Annotated in this window: 16 protein-coding genes and 1 tRNA gene; 11 read left to right on the forward strand and 6 right to left on the reverse strand. The window is 55.9% G+C overall.

Features of this window, described 5'->3' with window-relative positions; genetic code table 11:
* Positions 1-22: 22 nt before the first annotated feature.
* Both EUU23_RS00370 and EUU23_RS00375 read left to right on the forward strand, forming a co-directional pair.
* Complete coding sequence (locus EUU23_RS00370; RefSeq protein WP_160352172.1) at positions 23-487, forward strand: cupin domain-containing protein; 465 nt, start codon at positions 23-25, stop codon at positions 485-487.
* Between the two features lie 137 nt (positions 488-624).
* Positions 625-1,398 carry a GNAT family N-acetyltransferase gene (locus tag EUU23_RS00375; protein ID WP_160352173.1) on the forward strand — a complete coding sequence of 258 codons (774 nt, stop codon included), beginning with the start codon at positions 625-627 and terminating at the stop codon, positions 1,396-1,398.
* On the opposite strand, the gene EUU23_RS00380 is transcribed toward EUU23_RS00375, so the two are convergent.
* From EUU23_RS00380 to EUU23_RS00390, 3 genes are read right to left on the reverse strand one after another with little or no spacing between them, the layout of a single operon-like run.
* Positions 1,368-2,117 carry a lysophospholipid acyltransferase family protein gene (locus EUU23_RS00380; RefSeq protein WP_160352174.1) on the reverse strand — a complete coding sequence of 250 codons (750 nt, stop codon included), beginning with the start codon at positions 2,115-2,117 and terminating at the stop codon, positions 1,368-1,370. The genes EUU23_RS00375 and EUU23_RS00380 overlap by 31 nt on opposite strands.
* A 9-nt stretch (positions 2,118-2,126) precedes the next feature.
* Positions 2,127-3,077: a YeeE/YedE thiosulfate transporter family protein gene (locus EUU23_RS00385; RefSeq protein ID WP_160352175.1), complete on the reverse strand. Its 951-nt coding sequence runs from the start codon at positions 3,075-3,077 to the stop codon at positions 2,127-2,129.
* Positions 3,074-3,547 (reverse strand): DUF302 domain-containing protein, encoded by a 474-nt coding sequence (locus EUU23_RS00390; protein ID WP_160352176.1) that lies wholly within the window; start codon positions 3,545-3,547, stop codon positions 3,074-3,076. The genes EUU23_RS00385 and EUU23_RS00390 overlap by 4 nt, the downstream gene beginning before the upstream one ends.
* 221 nt (positions 3,548-3,768) lie before the next feature.
* On the opposite strand from EUU23_RS00390, the gene EUU23_RS00395 reads away from it, so the two are divergent.
* The 3 genes from EUU23_RS00395 to EUU23_RS00405 all read left to right on the forward strand — a co-directional run bounded on the left by EUU23_RS00395 (position 3,769) and on the right by EUU23_RS00405 (position 5,873).
* Complete coding sequence (locus tag EUU23_RS00395) at positions 3,769-4,455, forward strand: peroxiredoxin-like family protein (protein WP_218939473.1); 687 nt, start codon at positions 3,769-3,771, stop codon at positions 4,453-4,455.
* Between the two features lie 272 nt (positions 4,456-4,727).
* On the forward strand, positions 4,728-5,531 hold the full coding sequence (locus EUU23_RS00400; protein ID WP_160352178.1) for a lipid II flippase Amj family protein: 804 nt from the start codon (positions 4,728-4,730) through the stop codon (positions 5,529-5,531).
* A 114-nt stretch (positions 5,532-5,645) separates the two neighbouring features.
* Complete coding sequence (locus EUU23_RS00405; RefSeq protein ID WP_160352179.1) at positions 5,646-5,873, forward strand: hypothetical protein; 228 nt, start codon at positions 5,646-5,648, stop codon at positions 5,871-5,873.
* A 470-nt stretch (positions 5,874-6,343) separates the two neighbouring features.
* Here EUU23_RS00405 and EUU23_RS00410 read toward each other — a convergent pair whose 3' ends face one another.
* On the reverse strand, positions 6,344-6,766 hold the full coding sequence (locus EUU23_RS00410; protein WP_160352180.1) for a hypothetical protein: 423 nt from the start codon (positions 6,764-6,766) through the stop codon (positions 6,344-6,346).
* Positions 6,767-7,000: 234 nt separating this feature from the next.
* Between EUU23_RS00410 and EUU23_RS00415 the strand changes: the two genes are divergently transcribed.
* Together EUU23_RS00415 and EUU23_RS00420 are read left to right on the forward strand one after the other, a co-directional pair.
* Positions 7,001-7,624, forward strand: a complete 624-nt coding sequence (locus EUU23_RS00415; RefSeq protein ID WP_160352181.1) for a hypothetical protein — start codon at positions 7,001-7,003, stop codon at positions 7,622-7,624.
* 171 nt (positions 7,625-7,795) lie between these two features.
* Entirely contained in the window at positions 7,796-8,401 is a 606-nt protein-coding gene (locus EUU23_RS00420; protein WP_160352182.1) for a hypothetical protein, read from the forward strand.
* A 127-nt stretch (positions 8,402-8,528) separates the two neighbouring features.
* On the opposite strand, the gene EUU23_RS00425 is transcribed toward EUU23_RS00420, so the two are convergent.
* A tRNA-Thr gene (locus EUU23_RS00425) sits at positions 8,529-8,603 on the reverse strand.
* Positions 8,604-8,690: 87 nt separating this feature from the next.
* Here EUU23_RS00425 and EUU23_RS13955 point away from each other — a divergent pair.
* From EUU23_RS13955 to EUU23_RS00440, 4 genes are all read left to right on the forward strand, one after another.
* Complete coding sequence (locus EUU23_RS13955) at positions 8,691-8,831, forward strand: hypothetical protein (RefSeq protein ID WP_179956495.1); 141 nt, start codon at positions 8,691-8,693, stop codon at positions 8,829-8,831.
* A gap of 269 nt (positions 8,832-9,100) precedes the next feature.
* Positions 9,101-10,138, forward strand: a complete 1,038-nt coding sequence (locus EUU23_RS00430) for a quinone-dependent dihydroorotate dehydrogenase (protein WP_160352183.1) — start codon at positions 9,101-9,103, stop codon at positions 10,136-10,138.
* 45 nt (positions 10,139-10,183) lie between these two features.
* Positions 10,184-11,926, forward strand: coding sequence for a gamma-glutamyltransferase (gene ggt / locus EUU23_RS00435; protein ID WP_160352184.1), 1,743 nt, complete (start codon positions 10,184-10,186; stop codon positions 11,924-11,926).
* Positions 11,927-12,086: 160 nt separating this feature from the next.
* A complete protein-coding gene (locus EUU23_RS00440) occupies positions 12,087-13,847 on the forward strand; it encodes an AMP-dependent synthetase/ligase (protein ID WP_160353457.1) in 1,761 nt (586 codons plus the stop codon).
* A 297-nt stretch (positions 13,848-14,144) separates the two neighbouring features.
* Here the strand turns inward: EUU23_RS00440 and EUU23_RS00445 are convergent, their stop codons facing one another.
* A complete protein-coding gene (locus tag EUU23_RS00445) occupies positions 14,145-16,808 on the reverse strand; it encodes a M1 family metallopeptidase (RefSeq protein ID WP_160352185.1) in 2,664 nt (887 codons plus the stop codon).
* Positions 16,809-16,823 lie beyond the last annotated feature (15 nt).

Consider the following 16,823-nt stretch of genomic DNA (forward strand, 5'->3'; position numbering starts at 1 on the left):
TTCAAAAAAGAAGGAATGATTTATGAAAACGACACTGGCTCTTATTGCCGCACTTGCAGTCGCAGGCTCAGCTGCACCCGCTTTTGCAGGGACGTGCCCAGCAGGGCAAGAAGGCACAAATGCTCTCGCCGGTGCGGCAACGATACCCTCCAAGGTGACCGACAATGTGCTCGGCACCGTCGATCTTGGACCCGAAATCAATGTTGCCGGCCGCTCTTTGCGTCTCCGCAAACTCGTGCTTCAGCCTGGCGGCGTTGTACCAATGCACAGCCACGGCGACCGTCCAGCCTTGATTTTGACGGCAAGCGGCACAGTCACCGAATATAGTTCCAAGTGCCTTGTTCCAATCGTCCACCGTGCTGGCGAGGTTTCGACCGAATCGAACGGCGTGACGCATTGGTGGAAGAATACCGGTAAAACTGTTGCGGTGCTTTACTCATCGGATGTGCACAACGACGCGATGGCGATGCGTAACGCAATGCAGTAACAACGTCTGGATTCCTCCCCCCAATACCAGACGCAACTGGCACCCTGCATAATCCGTGCGGGGTGCCAGACCATTTTTGTCACGACGATTACGCAAAATCCGTGCGACGGTTCCGGATAGTTCAGAAAGGTGCTGCCATGCAGAGCATCGCGTCCATAATTCCCAAATCACGCATGCTATCGGTCCGGTTGGGATCATCCGCCGCCGATATCGAGGCCGCGCAGCGGTTGAGGTGGGACGTATTCTATCGGGAAAGAGGTGCAACGCCACTGGAAGACACTCCGCTAGACCGCGACCCTTACGACCCGGTCTGCGATCACCTGCTGGTCGAGGATAGCGCGTCGGGAACACCCAAAGTTATCGGCACCTACCGCTTGCTTCGGCAAAGTGTGGCCGACTCGCGCGAGGGTTTTTACAGCGCAGGTGAATATGACCTCACCCCGCTTTCTCGCAGTTCAGGCGAACAGCTTGAACTCGGTCGGTCATGCGTCGCCGCCGAATATCGCGACGCCGGGACCATCCAATTATTATGGCGCGGTATCGCCTCCTATCTCCGCCAACATCAGATTTCGACAATGTTCGGGTGCGCGAGCTTTCACGGCATCGATCCCGAAGCGCACGCTGACACGCTTTCTTATCTCTGGCATAATCACCTCGCGCCGCCTCCTTTGCGAGCTCGGGCGCTTGACGAGAGATATATTGATATGGCGCGGTTGCCGCTTGGGAGCTACGATCCACGCCAGGCCATGCGTAAACTACCTCCGTTGATAAAGGCCTATCTCCGCGTCGGTGCACAAGTCGGTGATGGTGCAGTCATAGACCATCAGTTCAACACAGTGGATATATTCATTGTCATGCCCGTTGCCGAGATTTCAGATCGCTATTTCGGGCGGTTTGGTGCAGCGGCATAAGCTGCGAGCATGTGCTGCCGAATTTTTTCCGCCAGAGCTTTGCGATCATCCATAGCTTTCACCGGTGGCAGGAAATCGACGCGCGCCAATGTTGTCGATTTGGCGAGGCGCGCCGCCCCAGAAAGCAGGTCATCATCGTCAATCCACGCGACCTCGCGCCGACGGTCAAGCGACAGCGCCGCGCCATTTGGCATCAAATAGCTTAAGATAACCGGCTGGATAACCGTTGCAGCATCGGCCGCCGACAACAGGCTGGTGCGGAACGCCAATATGCTCGCGCCGTCCGAAGTCGTTCCTTCGGGACACAATATTACCGAGCGCCCCGAATTCAACCGGGCGCGGATCGCATCGGCCTGTGCATGGCTGCGGTGCCGCTCGTCCCGGGCGACAAAGACAGGGGCAAACCGACGCGCCAATGCTCCGATAACCGGCCAGCTCTGCATTTCGGACTTGGCGACGAAATCGGCGTCCAGAATCGACATTGTCACCGGGATATCGGCCCAGCTGATATGGTTCATAATGAACAGCGTCCCCGGCGTTGTGGACGGCGCCCCCTGTAGCGAAATGCGGATGCCGAAGCCTTCCGATATGGTAGCAAAGAACGTTTGTTCGTGACGGCGGCGCTGATTTTGTGGGGCTGCCATCCAGAATGGTATCCGCAGCAAGGCGAACGCGAGTGTCGCGAAGGCTTTGGTCCGGCCGAACGGGCGCTTAGTCAAATCCTACCCTTACGCAAATTTCTGTTCGATCTTGAACGCGACCCAGATCACCGCACACATGATAAAGATCGAAACCCAGGCATAAGGCCAGAGCAGCGGCATACCAACCAGGATCAGCCCGTCATTGCTTCCAGGGACAAGCAAACTGCCCCAACCCATCAACATTCCGCCAGTGATGCACCTGGCAAGCGTGACAATATTTTGTCGGTGCCATTTGAGACTGCCGCCAACCCATCCACCTGCGACCGCACCGAAGAGCAATGCGAGAAACAGCAGGCCCTGCCAAAACAGGTTGTCCGACATTCCTTTGGCAAAGTGGATCAGCAAATCCACGTAGCTCCATGCGCCGACTGTAACGAGCATGATGACAAATGCGATGCCAATCACGATGGTCGCTTCGTGCGGAGCCCAAATGCGCCGCCATCCGAGAGCTTCCGGATGCGGGGTTCGGGCGATGCTGACGATACGCCAGAGCGCGTAAGCCGCAAACACCGGGGCAAGCCAATAGGGCAATGCGGAACGCATCGACAGCGTATCGATCGGCGCCGGCATCATCTGGCTGAACAGCAAGGGTGCGGTCAACACGCCGATGAAGAAGCCCAGCGGGGTCAGCGCATACGCCCATTGGCCCGACCCGAGCCTGGCAATCGCGCCAAAAACGCAGGCCTGATTTACATAGGCGCCAAGACCCAGCAGCACCGCGCCGACTGCCGTCCAATGGCTGAAGGCAAAGCCACCGGGTAGGTTGGGCAAAAAGCCAAGTGCGCGGGCGGTTAACAGCCCTCCTGCGACCCAGAGTGCGGTTTCTGCCAAAGCGACGATTTTTGTTGTCTTGCCGTTATGGACAACCTCGCCGACAGCCGCGACGGTGCACGTCGCGCCGCGCTGGATGGCGAAACCCATCAGTGCGGCGCAAATAGCTGCCAGCAGAAATGCTAAACTGGCAATTGCAACGGTCATTTGGTGGTGCTTGACGCGATGGAAGCAGCGACTTCGCTGGCCATCTTGAATTGCGCTTCACGGTCCGTGATGCTGTAGCGTTTGGCGATATAGCCAAAATCGGTCCACGCAACGCTGACGCTACCATCCGCTTCCTGCAGGATCAACATCCGCACCGGCCAGTCAAGGCCCGAATAGGGGTTCGACGACAGGAATTGAACGCCAAGCGGCGGATTACCGAACAGGATCAGTTTCGATGGGCGGATATTGATATTTGCACCTGCACCCAGTTGCGACTGGTCGATCTCGGTGAAGAATTTGATGCCCTTCGCTGCGATATCGGCTTTGATGCGTTCGACGGTTTCGTCCACACCGTGCAGGCTCTTCACCCTCAGCACGCCTTGTGCTGGCGCGGTTGGTGTGGACATTTGTGCTTGGGCAGCCGGTGCGATCAGCATGGCAGCGCACAGCGCGATCACGATCTTTTTCATATTGTGTTCCTCAATGGCTTCAATTTCGGGGAAGAGTATTTGCTCCCGCGCTGCTTTTGCCACCGCATCGCTTTCGCTTGAAATTGCATTCGTGCATGACAGCCATAACCGTAGGGCATTTCAATTTTTGGATAATAGTGTGTATTCCTGTTAGGAACAGCGCAAACTGAACGCACAGCGTTGCGGACAATTGAAAGTTTTTAGGTATGAACCAACCGTTGATGACCTCACTCGAACAGGCTTTTCAAGACATAAGCGTCCGCAACGCCCCCTTGAGCGAACGGCTTGGCTATATTGCGGATAAGGTGCGCGCGCTGAGCCCGTCTTATGGCGCAGCCGTCGACGCCTTTGTTGACCGACTTGAGCAGGCCGGAGCGGGTGATGAGGCTCCGCAGGTTGGCGAAGCCATGCCAGGCTTTGTTCTTCCCGATGATCAGGGGCATCTTGTCAGCCTTGAACAACTGCTAGAAAAAGCGCCGGTTGTTGTCGCTTTTCATCGCGGGCATTGGTGCCCTTATTGCCGGTTGAATGCCATAGGGCTGGCCGAGGTTGAAGCCGACATAAAGCCGGTGCAAATCGTCGCGATTTCGGCCGAAACACAAACCTATACCAAAGCAATAAAAGCCGAGGCAAAAGCCGGATTTCCGTTTCTGACCGACTTCGGCAATGGCTATGCGCTGTCGCTTAACCTTGCGATTTGGGTTGACGACGCCATGGCCTCATTGATCGAAGGATCGGGTATAGACATCCCGCAATATCAGGGGTCAGAAGGGTGGATACTGCCAATCCCTTCGGTTTTTGTCATTGGGCAGGACGGGTTGATCAAGGCACGCCATGTCGATCCGGACTATAGGCGGCGGCTGGAACTTGATGAGCTACGCAAAGCTGCACGGGCGGCTTTGTTATAGCTGCTGTTTGCAGCAAGATTAACGATCTAGCGGGCCATCGACAGGGTGAGACTATAGTCTTTCGCGAAAGGCCTTCGAGCACGATCCGGATCTTCTCCTCCGCACCATATTGCTTGCGCGGATGGCTTTGAGTGTTTTGCGTTCATCTTCATTCCTTACAGTCACTATGATGAACCTAAAACACTCTCCTATTTTATGCTGACATATGTCTTAAATTATGTGACGACGGATAGTCACCCCGAGCTCAGACAACGTACGTGAGGAATCAAGTTATGGACGGGGCGCTCGTCAATATTTGCCTTTTGACCTTGGTCATTCACCTGATCGGAACGCTCGCATATGCTGCACGGATCGCCGGCGTTCGCACGCATAAAATTGCCCTGTCGTTCGCCCTGTTCAACATCCTTGTCTTGGTATCGAGAACGTCAAATAGCTTTTTAGGGCCATTTCTAGCGAAGCGTATCGAGAACGCATTGGCGAATGGCACCGGTGACCGGCTGCTGTGGGATTTAAGGTTAGTTCTGTTTTCCGCGACAATTGCCACGGTTCTTGGTGCTCTGGCGGTTCCAACGGTGCAGCGGTGGTTTGCAGGTGCCATCAGTGAATTTCATGTGCACCGGTCTGTTCCCAAATTGTTTCTTCACGCACTGGCACCAAAAAACTGGCGGCGGATCACCGAAACTATGGCATTGCCTTCATCTGGCCATGCCAAACAACTTGGCAAACCCAGTGCGGTGTCTTGGAATGTGATTGCAATGAACGTCATTGCACAAGCGCTACTTACCGTCGGTGTCATTGCATCGCTTTACGCTGGATATATTTACCCGGAGTTTCGGGTCACTGCCTCTCAGCTTTCGGCGGTGGTCAATGGGTTCGCTACGATATTGCTGTTTGTTCTGATTGACCCGCAGCTTTCGGTGATGACAGATGATGTTGTGGAGGGCCGGGTTTCGGAAGCAGATTACCGACGAACGATTGTCTGGCTGTCCATGAGCCGCGTTGCCGGTACGTTGGTGGCGCAGTTACTCCTGTTACCATCCGCGTGGCTGATCGTATGGGTTGCGATGCGTGTGTGATGCGGTCCCATGCATCTTTGAAAACGGGTAAATTATAGTTTAGTGTAAACTGGCAAACGCATAGCTGTGATTACTAGGCCGTGAACTCATAAATATCGTCGTCGAGGCGTCAAAATGGCGAAGATATCGGGCCAAAATGCGCGCCGTCAGGCAGTCACTCTGCCTGCAAGCGTATTTTGGTTCGAGATCGAAGCCAATTTGGCGTCCGAAGGATTTGACCCATTTTGCCCAGGGCTGCGTCAGAAAGCCTTGAGATATATCTATATCCCTGCGACTTCCTTCCTTGCCCTGTGCAAAATGGCCTCAAACCTCGACGACGATATTTATGAGTTAACGGCCTAGCTTTTTTCGGCGTTGAACGATCATATCCGGGTCCAAAGTTGCGATTAACGCTCTGGCGTCGTATCACGAAAACCAGCCGCCACACGTGACCAAAATTGCGGGAAAATTATCGCCAGAAGGCAATTATCTGAAATCGCCCAACATATTGAGGACTGGCTGGTGCTGCTGGGGAGGATTGAACTCCTGACCTCGTCATTACCAACGCAAGGGAAGGACGGCTGGCTGGTGAGGATTTCCGTCCGTTTTGGGTGATCTTGGTTTTTCTTTTGCCAAGGACCCACACCATATCCAAACTGTCCGGAGTTCCGATCTTGGCGTCTTCCTATTGAAAGTTCTTTGGCCGAATAAGATTGCAAAAAGTGACCTGCGCGGGATTTACGGACGACCGGCCGGAACCGTCTGAACCAACGTCGGCTTTTGAGGACGTAAACCTGTAGCGCTGACGGCAGGAATGTTGTGGAATGCAGACATTAGCCGTTAGAGATCTTATTCTCCGCAATCACCTGACCAGATCGTTTCAGCTCGCTACTCACAACGCACATCCCCAGTATTGCGATGGCCGGAGTTGCCATGTCCAATGCGATGGAGATCAGCTTGAATGCATCCCAAGCAAATTGGCCAAGATAAAACCGCCAAACAAGATCGAAACATACCATCGCACCACCGACCACAACGGCATCCGCACGTGGAAATGCAGCTGCTCTGACACCTCGCCACGCGGCAAGAATGACGACTGTGAAAAATAGCGATATGGTTCCGAACACCAAAATTTTACCAATGACGGGTGCCAACAACCAACCGTAGAAGCTCGGAGAGCTATAACGGATCGCTGTAAACCACAGTGCAAAAACAACGTAGAAAGCGATGGCTAAGGGCGTTGCGCGGATATGCATGTGCATAACATCTACCAAACCCTGACCGTCCGCAATGTTGTCGTGTCCTGGTAGTCCGCTTTGGCGAATTTGTTTTGGAAAGCGGACGTAATCCGAACTGTTGCATTTGCGAAATTGATACTATTTGCTAGCCTATCATATGGAGATGGGCTCTGGGCTGGCCAACTCTTGACTTCGCTCGTACGAGTATGGCGTATCATCTTTGGCCCTCGACCTGGAGGACACTTGCATACTATGCCGATTGGACATTGGGCTCTGCGCGAGACTCCTAAAGCTGTTCGACATTTAAGGATCTCGATCTTTCTGGTTTTGCTCTTGGGAGCATGTTCGAAAGAACAACAGACACTTCCAGATGAGTTGCAGTTGTCTGACCCCGCCTACGAAATATCAGTTTCGCACGCCTTTGGGCCCGGTGGAATAAATCACGCCTTCAAAGTCTATGACCTAGAGGCAGATGTTGGCCGCAAGATAAACCAATCGGGTCTTGGGTTTCTCAGCAAAATGGAGTCCGCTGTAAATTATCCCGATGAGAAAAATGAAGCGAGAAAGGAGGGCGGGTACTTTGGGCCGTATTGGACGTCATACACGGATTGGAAACCGTTACCCATTCCCAAGGACGACAATTGGATTAGGCGCGCGCGTGTTGTTGCCGTTTCGGATCAGCCCATAGTCGAAGAGTTTTTTGGCGACAACGACAGCCAAGGCTTCACAAGCACCATTGATCGCAGTGAGATAGATAAGTTTCTCGAGGTAATTCGCGGTAAAGAGGGTTACTATTCTTATGGCGGCTATCGTGAAATGAACTTACTCGTCGTGTCCCCGCATCACGCCAAGGCGTATTACTTGTTCAGGGATTAGCTAGAACCATCGCTTTCATTTAGATTGCGCTCAATGGTCGGGGCACAACCTGTGCGAACGTCCGCTACGTTGTCGTGTCCTTATAGTCCGCTTTCGTTGCATAAGTTCGTTTAGCTGCCTTTCGTTCAGCGTATATGCTAGGCAAGATTTTTGAGGCTGAAGGCATAAAATATGGCCGAACAATTACTCGCATTCGCTGTGTTGATCGCGTTGATCTTTGCCCTCAACCTTATTCCGGTATTTGCTCCACCGACATGGATGGCGCTCGCGTTTGTGGGTTTCCGATTCCCTGAAACCAACCCCTGGGCTTTGGCATTGGTCGGTGCCGGGGCCGCCACATCGGGACGGCTGACACTGGCACTTTTGTCGCACAAGATTGTCAGCAGGAAGCTTTTATCTAAGGCGCAGCGCGCCAATATTGATGTAATCAAACGGCGTCTAGAAAAACGGAAGACGCTGACATTCGGTATTTTTCTATCTTACGCTTTCAGTCCGCTGCCATCGAACTTCCTGTTCATTGCCTATGGTTTGACCGGTCTACCGCTGCTTAGAGTAGCATTGCCGTTCTTTCTTGGACGTTGCGTGAGCTATGCGTTTTTCATTTTAAGTGGTCAAGCTGCAGGAAGGCGTTTCGAGATCGATTCAATCGAAACGACGCTCTATGCTAGCGGTTATTTTTTCATCACCCAGTTTGTGGTGATTGCCGCGCTTTACGCGTTCACACGGATCGATTGGGAGGTACTTCTCGACGACCATCGTTTTGTATGGAGGCGTTAGTGGATGACGACAACAATCCATAAATCGAGGTTGTCAGACAGACAGACAGACCCAAGTGACCGAAATTGCGGAAGAATTATCGCCCGCAGGCAATCATCTGAAATCGCTCAAGATATTGAGGACTTCGTGGTGCTGCTGGGGAGGATTGAACTCCCGACCTCGTCATTACCAATGACGCGCTCTACCACTGAGCTACAGCAGCTTGCACCGAATTGGCGGCGCTATGCGAAGGGTTGGTCCTAATGTCAAGCCGCTTGCGCGTTGCGGTCCTATTTGGCATCGGGCGATCATGTCAAAAGAAAGTGACCAGCGGCAAAAGGAACGTGCGGAACGATTGCGTGCGGCGCTGCGTACCAATTTGCGTCGCCGAAAAGCAGCGGGAAATAGCAAAGCAGAGGTCGCTGGTGATGATCCCAAATCAGGCGGTTAATGTCGCCCCAAAAAAAAGCCCGCTGTTTCCAGCGGGCCTAACAGGAAAAAGAACTTGGCGCCATTCGGCGTCGAGCCCTTCGGGTCGCACACCCTCTATTCACTGAAAACAGGAGTCGCTCTTGCACGGAATCGTCATAGCTGTCGATTACATTTGACATTTTCGGCCAACTTGATCGCGCCCGTAGGTAACATATTGGAAAAGGGCAATTCTTGCATAATTGTGACACCACCATTGCGTTGGGTAATTTTGTGAGAGATAGCGGGCCGATGTTTTACACCCTTGCCCGACCTATTCTGTTCCTTGCCGATGCAGAGCACGCCCACAATCTGTCGCTTGCCGCGTTGAAATTTGCGCCAATACCGATGGCAAATGATGCCGACCCGGTTCTGGGTCAGGATTTCGCATCGCTGCATTTTGCAAATCCTGTCGGTCTTGCGGCGGGGTATGATAAAAATGCCGAGGTTCCGCTCGAAATTTTGCGGCTTGGATTCGGATTTGCCGAAGTTGGCACTTTGACGCCGCTGCCACAGTCCGGCAACCCGCAACCGCGTCTGTTCCGATTGGTCGAGGATCGGGCCGTAATCAACCGGATGGGTTTCAACAATGCAGGGCAAGATGCCGCGATTGCCCGGTTGTTGAAAATATCCGGGCGGGCGAAATCCGGACCAATCGGCATCAATATCGGTGCGAACAAGGATAGCACGGACAGGGTGGCGGATTATGTTACCGGTGTTCGCAAGATGGAATCGCTGGCCGATTATCTGACCATCAACATCAGTTCGCCAAACACACCGGGACTGCGCGCTTTGCAGGACAAGGGCGCGCTGGATGACCTGTTGGCACAGGCGATGGCGGCGCGGGTGCAGGGCAAATCTGTGTTTTTGAAAGTCGCCCCGGACCTGCAACCCGCGGATATTGACGACATTGTCGAAGTTGCCATGGCCCGTGGAGTCGCGGCCTTGATTATATCCAACACAACGATTGGCCGCCCGGCATTGAAATCCCGCCATGCGGACGAGTCAGGCGGCCTGTCCGGCGCCCCCTTGCGCGATCTGGCGCAGCAGCGGCTGGTTGATTTCCGCAAGGCCAGCGGCGGGCAGATACCCCTGATCGGTGTCGGCGGCATTGCCAGTGCACAGGATGCCTATGCCCGCATCCGTGCAGGCGCGTCGCTGGTGCAGATATACAGCGCATTGGTGTACGAAGGGCCGGGGCTTGCAAAGCGCATCAATACGGGGCTGGCACGAATGCTGAAAGCTGACGGATTTCAGAGCCTTGCCGATGCGATTGGGGTCGATTCCTGAAAAGGGGCTTTGCCTTGGCGGCGCAGCGCCGCTAGACAGGGGCTTATGAAAAGAATTTTTATTGCGCTGTTCGCACTTGCGCTGGTGCCCCAAAATGCTGTTGCAAACACTGTTGGCGTTGCGTCTTCCGCTGACCCCCGGGTGACCGAGGCGGGCATGGAAATGCTGGAGCAGGGTGGCACGGCGGCGGATGCGGCCATGGCGATGATGTTGGCGCTGACGGTGGTAGAGCCGCAGTCGAGTGGGATCGGTGGCGGCGGGTTCCTGATGTATCAGGATGCAAGCAAAGGCATATTGAGCACGCTGAATGGCCGCGAGACTGCGCCTGCTGCGGCGACGCCGGACCGCTTTGTGGGGCCGGACGGAAAACCCATGCCTTTCTTGCAGGCATTTCAGGGTGGCCGTTCCGTGGGCGTACCGGGCAATGTCGCGCTGATGGCCGAGGCGCACAGGAAATGGGGCAAGCTGCCCTGGGCGACGTTGTTCAAGCCCGCCATCCGGCTCGCGCAAGACGGATATGTGGTCAACGCCACGCTGGAATCGCGGTTGAAGATGGTCGAGCGCCTGTGGCCCAATTTTGACGATGCGCGCGCTATTTACTGGGCGGACGGAAAGCCTGTCGTAGCCGGTGCGACCATCCGCAATCCGAAGCTCGCCGCGACGTTGAAGCTGATCGCCAAAAAGGGACCGGATGCCTTTTACAAGGGCGTGGTGGCCAAGCAGATTGTCGATGCCATCATCACCAGCAAAGTCAGTGCAGGCGACATGACCCTGACCGATCTCGAGAAATACCGCGTCAAGGAACAGGCGGCCGTGTGCGCGCCTTACCGTGTTTATGTCGTCTGCGGCATGGGCCCACCTTCGTCAGGCGCAACCACGGTTCTCCAGATTTTGGGCAGCCTGCAGCGGTTCGACATGGCGGCGCTGGGCAAGGATAATCCCAAAAGCTGGTTCCTGCTGGGGCAGGCGATGCAGCTCGCCTATGCCGACCGCGAGAAATATCTGGGCGACAGCGATTTTGTCGAGGTTCCGGTGAAGGGCTTGCTCGACCCTGAATATCTGAAGGCGCGCTCAGCGCTGATTGATCCGGACAAGGCGCGCACGGACTATCCGGCAGGGACGCCCCCCGGCGCGATGCCGCGCACTGCGGCGCTTTCAAGCGAGGTTGCGGGCACCACACATTTCGCCGCCGTCGATGCCAAGGGCAATATCGCCAACATGACGTCGACCATCGAAAGCGTCTTCGGCAGCCAATTGGTCGCGGGCGGATTCTTCCTGAATAACGAGCTTACCGATTTCACCTTCGCGCCCGAAAAAGACGGCGCGCCGGTGGCCAACCGCGTGACGGGCGGCAAGCGACCTTTGTCGTCCATGTCGCCCACGATCGTGTTCGACCGCGATGGTCGGGCGGTCCTTACCCTTGGTTCTGCGGGCGGCAAACGGATCATCATGCATGTCACCAAAACGCTTGTCGGCATACTCGATTTCGGCCTGTCGCTGGATCAGGCCATTGCGCTGCCCAATATCTATTTCGGGCAAGGCGAACTGCAAGTGGAAGAAGGCAGCGCGCTGGCCCCGATGGTCGATACGCTGTCGGCTTATGGACAGAAGGTGCGGGCAACCGATCTGGGGTCCAAGGTGAACGGGGCACAATGGGGCGCAGATGGATGGACCGGCGCGTCCGACCCGCGTAGCGAAGGCACGTCGGCGACATTGGATGATAAGGGCAAAGTGACGGTCTCGGCACCGAAAATTGCCCCCGCCGCACCGACGGCAAGCGTACATTGACCCTGTTTAGAACGAAAGCCTGATTGCGCTGCACCGCAGGCCGCGCTAGCAACAGCGTCAAAGGTTTAGGTTCGAAACGGACCGGCCCGAATAGTCCGAGGAGAGAAGTGTGGCTGCCGAACAATTTGATGATTTTGACAGCTTTCCCAATCTGGTGTCGATGTTTCTCGCACGCGCCCGCTACCGGGGCGATGCGCCGTTCCTTTGGGCAAAGAAAGACAGCGACTGGCAATCGCTAAGCTGGGCCGAAACCGCCCGACAGGTGGCCGGTTTCGCCAAAGCGCTCCGCCAGCTTGGCTTGCAAAAGGGCGACCGCGTCATGCTGGTGTCGGAAAACCGGCCCGAATGGTGCATTGCCGATCTCGGCATCATGGCCGCAGGCTGTGTCACAGTTCCGACCTACATCACCAACACCGAACGCGATCATCAACATATATTGGATAACAGCGCGTCGCGGGCCGTCATTATTTCCACCGCCAAGCTGGCAAAAACATTGTTACCCGCGGCGATCCGCTCGTCCGAAGCCGAATTCATCATCGCCATGGAACCGCTGCAATCAACACAGCAAGGCCAGTTGTCGATCCACAACTGGCACGACATGGTCAATGGTACCGACGCCGACGTGCGCGCCACGGAAGCGGCGATGGCAACCGTCACCCGCGACGATCTGGCGTGTATCATCTACACCAGTGGCACCGGCGGTGCGCCGCGTGGGGTGATGCAGCAGCATGGCGCAATCCTGCACAATGCCGACGGTGCGGCGACGGTCCTGCGCGAAGATTTCGGTCTGGATGAGGAAGAGGTCTTCCTCTCCTTCCTGCCGCTTAGCCATGCCTATGAACATTCGGGCGGGCAATTTCTGCCGATCGGTGTTGGCGCGCAGATTTACTATTCGGAAGGGCTGGAAAAGCTCGCCTCCAATATCGAAGAAACCCGGCCTACGATTATGATCGTTGTCCCGCGCCTGTTCGAGGTGCTGCGCCAGCGGATGATCAAGGCGGTCGAAAAGCAGGGCAAGTTCCCCAATTATCTGCTCGACAAGGCGCTGACCATTGGCGAGCGCGATTATAAGGGCAACAAACGCCTGCGCGACGCACCGATGCGCGTGCTGTTGTCGCGGACAATCAAGCCCAAGATCCAGGCCCGCTTTGGCGGACGGATGAAGGCCATGGTGTCGGGCGGCGCGCCGCTCAACCCCGATATCGGCGTGTTCTTCCAGTCGCTGGGCATCACCCTGCTGCAAGGCTATGGCCAGACAGAGGCCGGACCCGTGATAAGTTGCAACCGGCCCAGCGTCGGTTTGAAAATGGATACCGTCGGACCTCCGCTTAAAAACACCGAGGTCAAGATTGCCGAAGATGGTGAGATCCTTGTGCGCGGGCCGCTGGTCATGCGCGGATATTGGCGCAACAAGACCGAGACCGATCGCGTCATTTTCGACGGTTGGCTGCACACGGGCGATATCGGCCATATTGACGACAAGGGCCGGATTGCGATTACAGACCGCAAGAAAGACCTGATCGTCAATGACAAGGGCGACAATATCGCGCCGCAAAAGGTGGAAGGGATGCTGACGCTGCAACCCGAAATCCTGCAGGCGATGGTGTCGGGCGACAAGCGGCCTTATATTGTCGGCCTGATCGTTCCCGATCCCGAATGGACGCTGGATTGGTGCCGGGCGCAGGATATCAAATGTGATTTTGCCGACCTCAACGACAATCCGCAATATCGCTCGGCGCTACGTGCCGCCGTTGACCGGGTGAATGCGGATTTGTCGGTGACGGAAAAGGTCCGCCAGTTTGAGCTGACCGACGAACCTTTTACCATCGAAAATGGCGAAATGACCCCGAGCATGAAAATCCGCCGCCACGTCATCCGCGAACGTTATACGGCGCGGGTGAATGGGATGTATAAGGATTGAGGGTAGCGGCGTAGGGTTGGTTTTGAACTTCGCGCGCCGTTGCTTTACGCTGTAACCAATATCCAATTTTGTCACCCTGAACTTGGTTCACCTTCGGTGACTGCGTTCCAGGGTCCATCGTGCAGTGGCCAACTCAGCCTGAAGGAAAGCGCAACCGCGTGTCACGCTATGGCTTGTCACAACAGGGCAGGAATGGGCTGGCAAATGGACCCTGAACCAAGTTCAGGGTGACGGGTCCTATGAGGAAGCGTCAAAACTGAGGGAACAGTCCCTTCAGGCACTGTCCCCGCAAATTGATCACTGCCCCGCTTTTTCATCCAGCCAAGCCGATGTTTCGGTCCGGATCCGCGGTTGCGACTTGATGCGGGTCTGGATTGCGGCAATCGACTGATCGACCGGTTTGCGCGATTCAGGTGACAGATAGGCTTTGGCATATGCTTCCAGTTTGCCAACCATCGCCGGGTCGCTGGAGCCATTGCCAAGGCCGGGAATGAATTCCGACTTGGACGACACATCGACCAGAGCCTCCACCGCCTCCCGGTTCGCCAGCGCGAAATCGACGGCCAGATCGGGATGGTCGCCCGATACGCCATTGATAATCGAGGCGCTCAGCGTGGGGCCGGGTTCCTTGGTCAGCGCGAGCGCCAGCGCCTGCTTTGCAAGCGCCGTGTCGCGGGCCGAGCCCAGCAAGCGGTACATGCTGGATCGTACAAGAAAGTTTTCCGCCGTCTGGCCCAGCTTACGCATCTTGTCCCAGTCGGCTTGATTGGCATTTTGCGCGATCACGCCGAGCCATGTTGTACGCAGGGGGCCATCCAGTGCTGCCGGGTCGGTTTCCAGTTCGGCGAAAAGCCGCTTGGCTTCGGCCACGACCGCTGGATCGCCCATATAACCGAGGGTGCTGATCAGCGCGCTGCGTAGATTGGCATCCAACGTGCTGTCGGACGGGCTCTGCTTATAACCTAGCTTGGCAAGCGCGGGACCAAAACGGTTGCTGGCCAGCTTCGCGAGCTTGGCTTGGCGTGCAGGGTCCTTCTCATACAAGCCGTACAGATAGCTGTAGGTGGACACAATATCCTCGGTCACCCGCTGGCTGGTATCGGATGGCACCGCATCCATCAGATTCAGCGCCATGCGTACCGGCTGATATTCGTTGAAGGCGAGGCTTTGGCCGTCGTTCAGCAATCCCAACTGGTCGATTACGGGAAGCTTCGCGAAATCCTTCTGCAAGGCCGCCATCATATCGGGTTGGTAGAGCACACGGTAATAGCCGCTTTGTCCGGCATTCACGATAAAAGCGCCGCATCCTGGGAGTTGTAGCGTGCCGTTGCCGTTTGAAATGACCGTCTTGCTGGGCGCTTGCCCGATGACCTGCGCGATCACCGGCACGTTCCATCGTTGTGGCTTTGCCGATGTTTCGGCCTTGCGGTCCCGCGAAAACTCGCTCTGGGTCAGGGTCAACAGGGTCGAACCATTAACGCATTTTGACGACTTCACTTCAAGCAAGGGCACGCCCGGCTGTTTGGTGAAATCATGCGCGATTTTGACCAGCCCCTTGGCGCCGGCGGCTTCCACCGCGTTCCACAGATCGTCCGTGCGGGTGTTGGCATAGGCGTGCTTCTTCATGTAGGCGCGCAGGCCGTCGCGCCAGATCGTCTCACCGGCAAAGGCCTCCAGCATGGTGATGACGGCTTCACCCTTTTGGTAGGTGATCGTATCGAACGCCTGACTGGTCTGTTCAACGGTGGAGATTTTCTGGATCACCGGATGGGTGGTCACATAGGCGTCGAGGCCCATGGCACCTTCGCGGCCATTGACGCGGTCCAGTTCACTCTGCCAGTCGGGATTGAAATGGGCGGTTGCCTTGCTTTCCATCCAGCTTGCAAAACCTTCATTCAGCCACAGATCGTCCCACCATGCCATGGTGACCAGATTGCCGAACCATTGGTGGGCGATTTCATGCGCGTCGGTGGAGAAAATTCCCTGGCGCGTGCGGGCGCTGGTGATTTTGGGGTCATTCAACAGCACCCGTTCAAAGGTGAAGATCGCGCCCCAATTTTCCATCGCGCTGAAAAACTGGCTTTGTCCCGGCCCAGCGACATTGTCCAATTTGGGCAGCGGGTAGGGGGTGCCGAAATAGTCGTTATAATAGGCGACCAGCTTGGCCGATGCGTCGAGTGCATATTGGCCTTTCGGGCCGTTGCCCTTGCCGACAATCACGCCGACTTCGGTGGGTCCTACCTGTTTGGTGATCCGGTCAAATTCGCCCGATCCGAAAAACAGCAGATAGGTCGACATTTTGGGCGATGTGCCGAAACGCACTTCGGCCAAACCATTGCCGATGTCGCGACGGGCGGCGACGGGCATATTGCTGACCGCCATTTGGTCGGCAGGAACTGTCGCAGTCAGGTCAAAGGTTGCCTTATAGTTCGGCTCATCCCAGCTCGGCACGAAACGGCGGGCATCGGGGGCCTCGAACTGGGTGAATAGCGCGCGTTTTTCAACGCCTTGCGGGTTTTTGTAATCCAGCGCGAACAGGCCGTTTGCCTGTTGCAGGATCTTGCCCGAATAGTCGATGTTCAGCGTATAGCGACCGGCGGCGAGCTTCTTGCCGAAGCTGATCGTGGCCGTTTGTGCCGCTGCGTTGACCTTGGCGGTGGCAGGCATCGCTGCCGCGCGGCCCTTGGCGACGGTTACACGGCGAAAGTCGATGTCCGCCGCGTTGAGCGTGATGCTGTCGCTGGGGGTCTTCAACAGGAATTCGATAAGGACATTGCCGTCAAAGCTGAGCTTTTCCGCGTCGGGCGTGACTGTAATGCTATAGTGCAGCGGGGCTGCATTGCGGGGCAATTGCGACGGTACCTCGCTCGCGGCGCTTTTTGCCGGTGCGGCCAATGTGGCGTTGACCGGCGACAAGGCCAGCAAGGCAGCAGACGCCGCAAGTGAAACAGATATTTTCATTTTGTGCTCCCCGAA

The organism is Sphingorhabdus profundilacus (assembly GCF_009769755.1).
GTDB classification, from domain to species: Bacteria; Pseudomonadota; Alphaproteobacteria; order Sphingomonadales; family Sphingomonadaceae; genus Sphingorhabdus_B; species Sphingorhabdus_B profundilacus.